The organism is Paenibacillus sp. LHD-38 (assembly GCF_031157315.1).
Classification (GTDB): domain Bacteria; phylum Bacillota; class Bacilli; order Paenibacillales; family Paenibacillaceae; genus Pristimantibacillus.
In genome coordinates, this window is record NZ_JAVIFU010000007.1 from 1 (window position 1) to 13,035 (window position 13,035).

Annotated in this window: 8 protein-coding genes; 6 read left to right on the plus strand and 2 right to left on the minus strand. The window is 51.2% G+C overall.

All coding sequences use genetic code 11. The features are described 5' to 3' along the window. Positions 1–482 precede the first annotated feature (482 nt). From RCO25_RS07810 to RCO25_RS07835, 6 genes are all read left to right on the plus strand, one after another. Positions 483–3,368: a family 78 glycoside hydrolase catalytic domain gene (locus RCO25_RS07810; RefSeq protein WP_308995580.1), complete on the plus strand. Its 2,886-nt coding sequence runs from the start codon at positions 483–485 to the stop codon at positions 3,366–3,368. Positions 3,369–3,466: 98 nt separating this feature from the next. Beyond that, positions 3,467–5,206 (plus strand): sensor histidine kinase, encoded by a 1,740-nt coding sequence (locus RCO25_RS07815; RefSeq protein ID WP_308995581.1) that lies wholly within the window; start codon positions 3,467–3,469, stop codon positions 5,204–5,206. An 11-nt stretch (positions 5,207–5,217) separates the two neighbouring features. Next, on the plus strand, positions 5,218–6,825 hold the full coding sequence (locus RCO25_RS07820; RefSeq protein ID WP_308995582.1) for a helix-turn-helix domain-containing protein: 1,608 nt from the start codon (positions 5,218–5,220) through the stop codon (positions 6,823–6,825). A 161-nt stretch (positions 6,826–6,986) separates the two neighbouring features. Further along, positions 6,987–7,919 (plus strand): ABC transporter permease, encoded by a 933-nt coding sequence (locus tag RCO25_RS07825; RefSeq protein ID WP_308995583.1) that lies wholly within the window; start codon positions 6,987–6,989, stop codon positions 7,917–7,919. 21 nt (positions 7,920–7,940) lie between these two features. Beyond that, entirely contained in the window at positions 7,941–8,819 is an 879-nt protein-coding gene (locus RCO25_RS07830) for a carbohydrate ABC transporter permease (protein ID WP_308995584.1), read from the plus strand. Positions 8,820–8,904: 85 nt separating this feature from the next. Beyond that, positions 8,905–10,443 carry an ABC transporter substrate-binding protein gene (locus tag RCO25_RS07835; protein ID WP_308995585.1) on the plus strand — a complete coding sequence of 513 codons (1,539 nt, stop codon included), beginning with the start codon at positions 8,905–8,907 and terminating at the stop codon, positions 10,441–10,443. Between the two features lie 154 nt (positions 10,444–10,597). Here the strand turns inward: RCO25_RS07835 and RCO25_RS07840 are convergent, their stop codons facing one another. Further along, on the minus strand, positions 10,598–12,607 hold the full coding sequence (locus RCO25_RS07840; RefSeq protein ID WP_308995586.1) for an alpha-L-arabinofuranosidase C-terminal domain-containing protein: 2,010 nt from the start codon (positions 12,605–12,607) through the stop codon (positions 10,598–10,600). Positions 12,608–12,724: 117 nt separating this feature from the next. Continuing rightward, entirely contained in the window at positions 12,725–12,973 is a 249-nt protein-coding gene (locus tag RCO25_RS07845) for a hypothetical protein (protein ID WP_308995587.1), read from the minus strand. Between the last annotated feature and the right edge of the window lie 62 nt (positions 12,974–13,035).

Consider the following 13,035-nt stretch of genomic DNA (forward strand, 5'->3'; position numbering starts at 1 on the left):
AAATGGACACTAGCTACCTGAGCTAAAGGCCCCTTGAGTTTTTAGCCTTTGTCTACGAGTATTTATTTTCAGATAATTCAGATAAATATCCATGTTAGCGTTTATGCAACGCTACTGATGATTTATAAACACCTTTGACCGTTCAAGAGAAATGGGTCGCTACATGACAAAAATATATACGCTTAGGAAGCCGCATATTAGCGGCTTTTTTCATTATTTCGATATGTGTTTCTGGACGGCTCATGTGTTTAGGATAACGAACAGGATTCTCCAGAAAAGAAGGTAAACGGAACGCAGCCTATGCGGCTGCTTTTTTTGAATGTAGGGGTGAGTTATACTCCATTCGAATTGAAAGGCGGCCATTTTGGTCGGAAAACCATAAATATAAAGTCGTTATACCGAAAGCGGACGGAGGATGGAATTCGGTAAAATAAAATCGGGATATTAGACTGATTACGGCAAATGAAAGGGAGAATGTTGATATGGCAGAACTGAAGGTAACTCATCTAACCGCGGAATACCGCCGCCAACTGCTCGGGACGGATGTTACTCATCCGCGCATGAGCTGGCGTATTGAATCCGACCGTCAGGGGACCTCGCAAAAGGCTTATCGAATCCAGACGGCCGGGGAGAACGGGAATTTCGATGAACCGCTGTGGGATTCTGGCCTTTGCGAGTCGGACAAGAACGTTCTGGTTCCGTATGATGGGCCCTCACTTTCATCCTGTACCCGGTATCTGTACCGGGTGAAGGCATGGGACAATTTCGGGCGTGAGTCTGAATGGAGCGAGCCGGCGTGGTGGGAAACGGCGTTCTACGACTCGAAGGAATGGGTGGCGCAGTGGATTACGCCTTCTTCCGAATCGATTGATCCGCAGGCAGAGCCTGCATTCTTGCTTCGTAAGCCGTTCTCACTGAAGGGCACGGATATCGCTTCGGCGCGCATTTATGTAACCGCTGCCGGCGTGTACGAGCTTTACTTAAACGGGGAGAAGGTCGGAGACGACGAGCTTGCGCCAGGATGGACAAGCTATCGCTCCCGCCAAGCCTATCAGACCTACGATGTGTCGGCGCAGCTTCAGAAGGGTGACAACACGATCGGAATCATGGTAGCCAACGGCTGGTACAAAGGACGGCTGGGCTGGGAGAACAAGGCCAATCATTACGGCGATCGCCGTGCTGTTCTTGTACAGCTGTATGTTAGATATAACGACGGAACCGAAGAGGTGATGGGATCCGATCCAACTTGGAAAGCCTCGACGGGAGCGATACGCTTCTCTGAGATTTATGATGGAGAAACGTACGACGCCCGCATGGAGCAAAATGGATGGAGCGAGCCGGGATTCGACGATTTGTCTTGGGGCGCTGCCGAACGTCTGGAGCTGCCGCTCACGCATTTGGTCGCGCAAGAGAATGTTTCGACACGCTTGACGCAAACACTGAAGCCGCTGGCTGTAATCGTTACGCCATCCGGCGATACCCTGCTGGATATGGGACAGAACATGGTGGGTCGAATCCGCTTTAACGTCTCGGCGCCGGAGGGTACGGTAATTAAGCTGACCCATGCCGAAGTTTTGGACAAAGAAGGCAACTTCTACATGGGCAACATTCGCACCGCCAAACAGTTGGTCACATTCATTGCCAAAGGCGAAGGAACCGAAACCTATGCGCCGCATTTTACATTCCAAGGATTCCGATATGTCAAAGTGGAAGGCTACCCGGGTCAAGAGAAGGGATTGCCGCCAGAAGCATTTACCGGCGAAGTGATTCATTCCGATATGGATCAGACGGGAGCATTCGAATGCTCGGATGAAATGGTGAATCAACTGCAGCGGAACATCGTGTGGGGCCAGCGGGGTAACTTCCTCGACGTTCCAACAGACTGCCCGCAGCGCGACGAACGCCTTGGCTGGACAGGTGACGCGCAGGTATTCGCCGGTACGGCTTTGTTCAACTACAACGGCGGACCGTTCTTCACCAAATGGCTGCGTGATCTGAAGGCAGACCAACTGGCCGACGGCCAGGTTCCATTCGTCGTGCCAAACATTATTCAAGGGTATTCGTCAGCTGCTTGGGGCGACGCCGCGACAGTGATTCCATGGGCGATGTACACGAGCCTGGCTGATGAACAAATTCTCGCCGAGCAATACGACAGTATGAAGGGTTGGGTGGATTACATCCGCTCCCAGGGCGACACCGAGCATATCTGGAACACTGGCTTCCATTTCGGAGATTGGTTGGCCTTGGACGCCAAGGAAGGAAGCTATATGGGCGCCACTCCGAGCCACATGGTAACGGCGGCATATTTCGCACTTTCCACGCGAATTATACGGGATGCCGCCAAAGTGCTTGGCTTCGAGGAGGACGCCGCTTATTACGGGGCGTTGGCCGAGCGGATCGCTGCGGCGTACCGCGATGAATTCATCACGCCGAACGGGAGGGTCGCCGCTCGAACGCAAACCGCCCATGTGCTGGCTCTTGTCTTCGATCTTGCTGAGTCGAAGGACCGCGCAAGAATCGCGCGCGATCTGAACGAAATGATCGTGGAAAACAACTATCACCTGACCACCGGTTTCGTTGGTACGCCTTATCTTTGCTTCGCGCTCTCGGATAACGGATACCATGAAACGGCGGTTAAGCTTCTTCTACAGAAAACGTATCCTTCCTGGCTCTATTCCGTTTCCAAGGGAGCGACCACGATTTGGGAGCACTGGGACGGGATTAAGCCGGACGGCTCGTTCTGGAGCGATGACATGAATTCCTTCAACCACTACGCCTATGGGGCGGTGGGCGAATGGATGTACCGCAAAATAGCCGGTCTTTCGCCGGATGCGGAACAGCCGGGCTACAAGAAAGTCCGGATCGAGCCCGACTTCACAGGCGGAAGGCTGAGCCATGCACGGGCGTCGTATGAATCGATGTACGGGACTGTGGAAGCCGGATGGACGTTTCATGACGGGCAAATCCGTGTCGAGGCCGTCGTTCCAGCCAACGCAGCCGCGTCGATCCTGCTGCGCGGAGCGCATGCAGGCGAGGTAAAGGGCAGCATAAAGGACGAAGGAATATTGTCCATCACACAAGAAGCAGAAGGAGTCCGGGTAGAAACCGGATCGGGCCGTTACGTGTTCACATACGCTAGGACGGATTCTACTTACCGGATTTACACGCCTGACATGCGGCTAAGCGAAGTCGTTCAATGGGAAACGGCCAAACAAATCCTAGACCGCCATGCGCCGGGTTTTTCCGGTAATTTGAATCATTTTGCCAACCTGCCTCTAGCAGCGGCAGCGAATAGCCCCATGGGTACTGCCATATCTAAAGAGCAATATGAGGCCATCAGCCGTGAGCTCTCCCAGATCCGTGAGTAAAGGCGGAGACGTCTCCCATCCTTTGGCTTGTATCGCGAATGAAAAAGAAAAGATATAATACAAGGAAAGTCAACCGTAATAAAGGAGGAACGGCGGCATTGCTCAGGATCAAACCAGTAGTCAACTCACTCCGCTTCAAATTTTTTGCCGCCGTTCTCGTTATTTTCATTCCTCTGGTTACCGTTCTTATCGTCAATAATTACTATTCCGTCGACGTAGTCCGAAACCAGGTGGCGCAATCTAACAAAAATATGTTGAGTCTGTATAAGGACCAGATCGACCGCAATCTCGAAGAAGTGGACAAATACCTGGCTAATACGTTGGAGAGCGATTTGAACGTGCTTGATCTCGAATTTCCCAAAGAGATGGACGAGGATCGCTATAACATCGCAAAAATTACCCTATTTAATATGATTCGTGAAGATCTCGGCTACTATCCAATTCTGGATTCATTTTTCGTCTATTCCGAGATCAACCGCGACCTGATCGTGATTCAAAACTCGTTAGATACTTTTGAAGCACGCGAGTCGGCGCGGAACGAAATGCTGGAAATGATTAAACTTAACGCCAATTCAATCGATTACGCACGCTGGCATCTCTGGGAAGGCAAGAACGATTATTACTTGTTCCATCTATTGAAGTCCGGCAATGTGTATATGGGGGCATGGATGAGCAGCGATAAATTGATGGTGCCGCTCAATCTGATTGATCTGGGCAAATCCGGGGTTGCGCTTATTACGACGGACAACGACGAGCCTATCAGCCATAAGAACCTAATTCAGGATAAGGAAATCGACTTGGAATTCCCAGAAGAATCCTATACCATCACAGGGGAAGGCAAGGATCAGTATCTCGTGATGGGTGAGCCTTCCACGCAGGGCAAATTTAATTTAGTGGTTGCAGTGCCCGACAGCACGATTCTTCAGAAGCTTCCCTATCTGCAGCGGATCTCATCTTTCATCTCGCTGGCAGCCGTCCTATTTCTCTTTCTCTTCATCTTTATGATGAGAAGAGTATTCCTGAATCCGGTCAAGCGGATCGTCATTGCTATGCGGAAGCTTCGGGACGGCAACTGGGATTCCAGGATGGAGCAGGTGCCGACCTCAACGGAGTTCGAAATTGTAAACGAAACGTTCAACCGCATGATCACCGAGATTCACGATCTTAAAATTAACGTGTATGAGGAAAAATTAAACCATCAACGAGCGGAGCTGCGCCATCTGCAGCTTCAGATTAATCCTCACTTTTTTTTGAATTCGCTCAATATCATTTATAATCTGGCGACAGTAAGGGATTTTGCACTGATCCAGGAAATGACCAAATGTCTGGTGTCCTACTTCCGGTTCATGTTCCGAAGCAATTCCTATTTTGTGGCGCTTAGGGACGAGCTTGCCCACACGGCAAACTATCTGAGGATCCAGCAGCTTCGATTCCCGGATATCTTCCAATACCATGTCGAGATGCCCGATCATCTGCTCGATACGGATGTTCCGCCTTTGATCGTTCAGACCATGGTGGAGAACACAATCAAATACGCGGTCAACATGGAGGAGCTGATCCTTATATCGGTTGAAGTCTGCATAGAAGAGACCGGGGGAGATTCGCGCCTTGTCATTCACATTAAGGACACGGGTCCCGGGTTTCCGAAGGAGGTACTCCAGCGGCTTGCGTATGAGGGAGAACCAGTCAACGAGACAGGGGAACAGATCGGGATTTGGAACGCTAGGCGCAGGCTTCGCTTGCTGTATGAAGACCAGGCGGATATTGGTTTCTATAACGAGAACGAATCGGGAGCCGTTGTGCGGATTTCCATTCCCATAAAGACAAAAGATCCTTGAGGTGATGATTCATGTATCATGCGTTGCTTGTTGACGATGAAGTCCACGCGGTGAGAGGACTGCAGGCAGGCGTTCATTGGGACCGCCTGAATGTAGGATCTGTGTATACGGCGCATAGTTTGAAGCAGGCACAGGAAGTTTTCCGTTCCCAGTCCGTGCATTTGATGGTTTGTGATATCGAAATGCCTCAAGGGTCTGGATTGGAGTTGGCCGCTTGGGTCAAGGAGCATTATCCCGATACCGAGACCATTTTCCTGACTTGCCATTCGGATTTTCAATTCGCCAAACAAGCCATTCAACTCGACAGCTTCGATTACTTACTGAAGCCCGTTGATTATTCGGAGCTTGAATCGGTGATCGGCAAGGCGTTCGACAAGATGGCCAAAGCCAGGGAGCTGCGTTCCTTCGAGGAAACCCATCATCATTACAGGCAGCTATGGGAATCGCATCAGCCGGTCGTGGCAGAGCTTTTCTGGCAAGACCTGATTCAGCGGAAAATCCCTTCAAATCCGGAAGCGCTCTGCGGGCACTTGCGGAAAGCTGGACTCGCGTATTCCGAAAACATCCGTTTTCTGACCGTCTACACCCGCGTCCAGCGCTGGCACAAAGAGCTGTCCGAACGGGATCAGCGAATCATGGAATATGCCCTTCGCAACGTGCTGCAGGAAGCCATGGAAACAACACCCGGCGCGGCGGTCATTCCGGCAGCTAACGGTTCTTTTCTGACCGTGATTCCTTTGGAATTGCCTGTGAACGAGGCGGAAACACGTGAGCATTGCGATGCGTTCATCCGCAATTGCAATCAGTATTTGTATTGCGATATCAGCTGTTACGTCGGCGATCGCGTGCCGCTTTACGAATTGGTCGGCATGCTGCGCTCCCTTCAACAGCTTGACGAGAATAACGTGACCCAGATCAACCGGACGTTCATCCTTAGTGAGTCCAAGAAAAAAGGGTCAAGGCTGGATCCGGCACCTCTCGCCGGATGGGCGGAATGGATGAAGCAGGGTGCACGGGATAAGCTGTCGGAACAGGTGTCGAAGTATTTGGAGTCATGGAAAGCTTTCGACGGCTCTGTCGATGCGCAAGCCCTGCATGCCTTCTACCAGGACTTCCTCCAGATGATATTTTTCGTCCTTCAGTCGAAAGGTCTGCAGGCTAATCAGGTATTCGCGCAAAATCTGCTGACGGACAAGCCGGAATCCGTGCTTCGCTCGCTGGCATCCCTGCAGGAGTGGGTAAGGTATGTCATCGAAGTCGCGATGAACCACATTCATGCCATAGAAGAAAACTTATCCGTCGTGGACAAAGCTAAACGTTTTATTGCGGACCAGATCGGACAGCAGGACTTATCTCGGGAAGACATCGCTAGACATGTTTATCTCAATCCGGACTACTTGTCGCGAATCTTCAAGAAAGAGACGGGAATGTCGCTTTCGGACTTCCTTCAGCAAAGCAGGATCGAATATGCGAAGGAGCTGCTCGCCAATACCGGTCAATCGGTCAGCGACATAGCGGTCGCTTCCGGGTACTCGAATTTGTCCTACTTCTCGACGATCTTCAAGAAAGCAACAGGAGTGAACCCGGTGGATTATCGCAAGCGGACGCAGCAAAATTAAGCTTTGAGCCGATTCCGTACCAGCGGAATCGGCTTTTATCTTTTATGGACCCGGAGATGGTCGGAATTTTGAAAGTGGGAAGTCGTTTTTTTGGTAAGCGGCACGATGTCCTGTCCCTTAGAATGAGAATATAACAACAGCAAGAAAGAAGGGGACAGCAGATGGTACAAACAGGATGGACTCCGTTTTTCAAGAAGCTCAAGCGTTACCGGGCATTATTTTTGATGATGGTTCCAGGGATCGCTTACCTCATTATCAACAATTACCTGCCAATGTTCGGAGTCGTCATCGCCTTTAAGGACATCAACTATGCCAAGGGCATACTCGGCAGCGATTGGGTGGGGTTCAAAAACTTCGAGTATCTGTTCAAGACGGCAGATGCTTTCATCATCACCCGCAACACCATTCTTTATAACGTATCATTCATTATTCTTAATACGGTAATGGCCATCGCGGTTGCGATTCTGCTCAATGAGGTAAGAAGCAAGCTCTCGGCCCGTTTCTATCAAAGCGTCATTCTTCTTCCATTTCTGATTTCTATGGTTATCGTAGGTTATCTAGTACTCTCAATGCTAAGCGCTGAGAGCGGTTACCTGAACCTGAATCTGCTTCCGATGTTCGGAATCGAGCCGATATCCTGGTACTTCGAACCGAAATACTGGCCTTACATCCTAACCATCGTTCAGGTCTGGAAGTCTACCGGATACCTGTGCGTCATCTTCCTGGCAGCGATCATCGGCATCGACCACGAGTATTACGAAGCGGCGACGATCGACGGAGCGACGAAATGGCAGCAGATCCGCACCATTACGGTACCGCTCATTGCGCCTACCATTACGATCATGACGCTGCTGGCGATTGGGCGCATTTTCTACTCAGATTTCGGCTTGTTCTACCAAGTGCCGCTCAACTCCGGTCCGCTGCAGCCGGTTACGGACGTTATCGACACTTACGTTTACCGCGGCCTCATGACGCTCGGGGATATCGGAATGTCATCCGCAGCCGGTCTGTACCAATCCTTGGTCGGATTTATCCTGGTCCTGCTGTCCAACTACATCGTCAGCCGACACAACAAAGAAAACGCCTTGTTCTAAGCGGAAAGAGGGAAAATGACTATGAAAACCAACGATATGAACCAGACCGTCGTCCATGCGATATTCATCATTCTTGTAGTGCTGTGCCTGTTTCCATTCGTACTTCTTATCATGTCCTCGTTCACGGAGGAAAGCGCGATCGTAAGTAACGGATATTCGTTCTGGCCAAGCGAGTTCAGCCTGGATGCTTATTCGTACCTCTGGATACAGAAGGCGGCAATGTTCAACTCCTACGGGATCACTATCCTGATCACGATCATCGGCACTTTCGTAGGACTGCTGATCAGCGCCTTGCTTGCTTATCCGTTATCCCGGCGGGATTTGCCGATGCGCAGCATCCTAAGCTTTCTGGTGTTCTTCACGCTCCTGTTCAACGGAGGCCTTGTGCCGACGTACCTGATTTATACCGAAGTTTTCCACATGAAGAATACGCTGATGGCCCTGATTATTCCCGGACTGCTCACCAATGGTTTCTTCATTCTGCTGATTCGGACTTTTTTCGCCAATTCGATTCCGGTCCAGATTATCGAGTCGGCTTATATCGACGGAGCTACGGAGTTCAAGATTTTCTACCGGATGGTGCTGCCGCTGTCGCTGCCGATACTAGCGACGATCGGCCTCATGCTGACGATCAACTACTGGAACGACTGGTTCAACGGCCTCATCTATATCACGGAGCCAAAACTGTTCAGTATCCAGAACCTGCTCAACCGGATGCTGGTTAACATCCAATTCCTCCAGCAGAACAATCTGGGCGGACAACAGATGGCGGCCAACCCGCCGATGAACTCCGTGCGGATGGCAATGGCCGTTATCGGAATCCTGCCGCTGATCCTAATTTATCCGTTCTTCCAGAAATATTTCGTCAAAGGCCTCACCATCGGGGCGGTCAAGGGTTAATACCAGGATAAGCCAGTTCCGGGCCTTTGCGCCCGGTTGGTATAGATTACAGCTGCAGTGCCAACATAATCTAGGGGGAAAATACATGCCAAGAAAGTCAAAAGCCGTAACACTTCTGCTCTCTGTTCTGCTAATCCTGTCACTGCTCGTTTCCGCTTGCTCAGCATCGAACAATACGGGCAATAATGCCGGTTCTTCCGATCCGGCTGCCAATGACGGCGCAGCAGCCACTTCCTCATCTAACGAGAAAGAACTGGAGTTGACGATAGCGTTCATCGGACTCGGGAATATGAATGAAGTCGCTCTCGTTGAGGAACAAATCAGCAAAATTACTAAAGAAAAAATTAACGCAACGGTCAAATTGATGCCGATCGACATTGGCGCGTGGGTACAGCAAGTCAACCTGCTGCTTGCAGGCAATGAGCCTCTGGATCTTCTTGTTACTTCTTCTTTCTTCAACTTCAGCTCGCAGGTAGCCAAAGGACAGCTGCTGCCGATCGACGAGCTTGTGGAGAAACATGCTCCAACCATTAAAGATACGATGGAACTGGCTATTTTCAACGCAACGAAAGTCGGAGGCAAGAGCTATGGCGTGCCGAGCGTGCGTGATACGGCGGCCGACCACGGTTTCGTGGCCAGAAAAGACCTGATGGACAAGTATGGCCTGACGTTCGATAATGTAAAAACGTATGCGGATCTTGATCCGATCTTCCAGAAGATCAAAGAGAACGAGCCGGGGATGTATCCGCTGGTTCAGCGCTCCCAAACTTTGGGGATTGGGGCTGAAATCGTGCGCGGTTACATCGATACGCTCGGTGATACGCCAGGTGTCCTAATCGTCGACAATCAGGATCTGAAAGTCGTGAACCTCTACGAACAGCAAATGTATAAGGACGCACTGCAGCTTGCCCGCAAGTGGTATCAGGCTGGATACACCATGCCGGATGCCGCAACGACGCAGGAAGGCAATAATAGTCTGGTGAAAGCGGGCAAAGGCTTCAGCTACCTGTCCAACATGAAACCAGGCTTCGAATCCCAGGAGAAAACGATTAACGGATATGAAATGGTGGCTGCCCGATTCGTGCCCCCGATTTCCACTTCCGACTCCGGTACGGGATTCATGATGTCGATCCCCAAAAATACACAGGATCCGGATCGCGCAGCACAGCTGCTGAACCTGCTCTATACTGACAAGGACATCGCTAATCTGATCGCCAACGGCGTCGAAGGTAAGCATTACGTAGATGCCGGCAACGGACAGATCAAAGCGCCGGAAGGCGGAAGCAACTACGTCTTCAACCAATGGCAAGTAGGCAACAACGCGCTGGCTAAAGTATGGGAAGGCACGGCGCCGGATATTTGGGAGCAGACGAAGGCGTTCAACAATTCGTCAACCTTCTCCAAAGCGCTCGGCTTCTCGTTCGATTCTTCTCCTGTGAAGACCGAGATCGCTGCGGTAGCCAACGTAAACAACCAATACAAGGCTGGTCTGGAGTCGGGAACGATCGATCCCGCCAAGCTGGATGAATTCATCAGCAAGCTGAAATCTGCCGGCCTCGATAAGATCATAGCCGAGAAGCAGAAGCAGCTCGATCAGTGGGCGGTAGAAAACAACGTGCAATAACTGGATATAAGGATAGATATTTTTTTGAACGGCTAAGTGTAAACACCCCGCGATCAGAGGATCGCGGGGTGTTTTTTGTAAAGAATATTCTCTCCGGTGTCCCCCAAAAGTAATAACGAACGCAAGGCCTTCGTCACCTGTTGGGGGACATTGTTTATATTTTGATGCGGAGGATCGCGGCGGCGTACGGCGGCAGCGGATAAACGCCGTCATCGCATCTGAAATCCGATTCCTTGGGCGACACCGATTCAGGCCGGTCGATCGTATTCGCGTCATTCGGATTCCCGGAGGTCAGTACCGTTTGTATGCCTTGCACCGGAACGTTTCCCGCGCCGTGAATATGGATTTCCGTCTCCAATAGATAAGGAGACGGATTGACCAGCTTGATAATCAGTTCGCCTGCTGTACGGTCCAATGTCGAAACGGATGTCAGATACGGAATCGGCGCCGACTGGTACTCCTGGATGAGCTCGCCATTTAGGAAACATTTTACCGTGTCATTGACGATAGTCACCTGCATGTGCTGCCAATCCGCTTCCTGGACGGCGATCTTTCGGTTGGGCGCCAATTTGACGCGGGACCAGCCGACGATGCGGACCAGGCGGCTTTCTCCATCTGGATCCAATTCCCATAATAGATAATTCTGCTTGTCCCACGGCTGATGCCGGTCCAACAGGCGAAGCCGGATTCCTTCCGAACCTAGTATCGCTTTGACGGAAACGTCATACTGGCTCCAAGAAGGATCGCCGATCCACAGCGTGCCATGGAACTCCCTGCACTGCGGCTGACTGCCGGATAAGCGGTTCAGGTGCAGCAGGGTTTCGCTGCCGTTGCTTACGACGAGATCCTGAATCCGGTCAAGCGCCTTCTCCTCGACGCCCAAGCCTCCGTAAAGGTCGGCCGGACGGCTTTCTGTAGCGACATAGCTATCTACCACGTACTTTCCGCGATGCTTGCCGAACATCTTCTGAATGTGAAAGGAAGGCGTGCCGTACACTTTCGTTCCGTCGAAATAGATCAAGCTGGGATCCCATACGGTATGATGAATATTGGCGAATAGCGGAGCATACGACGACATGGTGACCAGATCCTGATTTCTTTCCATGCCCGTCATAAAAGCCGCCTCGCTGAGCGCTCCGAGCAGGGTGCCGCTCTTGTTGTCGACGATCATCGCATATTCCCCGACATAAATCTTGGGTCCATTGCGGTCATAATGGTCATACATGTCATGATATTGCTGATAGAAATCGTTATCCGCGTAGAAGTGCTCATCCATGATCTCAACCGGCAACCCCTTCGTCTCCGTCCCCACTTCCCAATGCGTGTTCCATATGGTCACGATTTCCGGATATTTCTCTTTTACGGCTTCATAGAAAACCCGGTATCTGAGGTTATACTCAGGTCCGAAATTTTCGTTGCCGATCTCCAGGTATTTCAGTCCAAAAGGTTCGGGATGGCCGTTCTTGGCACGCAAGGAACCCCAATAGCCGGCGACCGGCCCGTTCGCGTATTCGATGGCGTCAAGCATATCCTGCACCCATTCGGACAGATCCTCCATCGGGATCATTTCACCGGGCCTGCCCTGGCAGGTCAACCCGCAATTCACCACGAACATCATGTCCAATCCCATATCTTCGGCCATTTGTAGATACTCGTGATAGCCGAGGCCGTTCGTCGTGCGGTACTGCCACAACGTCCAATGAGAGGTCCTTTCGGATAGGTCTCCTATCGTTTTTTTCCACCTGTATGCGGTCTCGACTGAGAACCCTTCCACGAAGCAGCCTCCGGGGAACCGCAGGAAGGAAGGCTTAAGCTGCTGAAGCATGCCGACCAAATCGGGACGCAGCCCGTTCTTTCTATGAAGGAAGGTGGTCGCTGGGAACAAGGAAACGAGCTCCAGCCAGAACGTTCCCGCTGATCGGGTGGAGAACGCGAGTATCGCCTCGGCGTCATCCCGGTCGCTTTCCAGCGTCAATTCATACTTCCGCCATTCACCGGAGGTTAAAGTAACCGAGCCAGAGGCATAAATGTTTCCCGAACGGTCTTCCAGGGTGATCTCGAGATCTCCCTGAAATCCGTCGGCTTTCTTCCCATAAAATGAAAGGTTGTACGTCTCCCCGGACCGAACGGGAATGCCCCAAAACCCGGTATTGCAGACGGACACTCTGCCGTGCGGAACGGACGCCGCCTCAACCCTCAGGGAAAGCGGATTCGTTTCGTTCAGCGGAAGCGCGTCGTCGAGTTTGATTTCAGCTTCGCATCCTTCTGGAATCTGTGTATATCAGCCGGGAATGGGATCACTATGTTCAAAAGACGAGACCCAGCCGGCCGGAGAATGAAGCTTGCAATTTTCGACATGGCATCTGTCCGGAACCAACGTATCTTCGAAAGACCGGTTACGGATCAGCTCCGCGTAGATCCCTCCGTCTCCGGCATGGCTGATTTCTTCGAAAAATAAACCGTACAGGGTTGGGCTTACCGGAAAACGAATTCTATCTGCGTGAACAGTTACTTTTGCTGATTTACGCATGAGCAGGCACTCCTTTACGGATATCTAAAACTGCTACCATTATAAAACAGTACGTTCTTCAA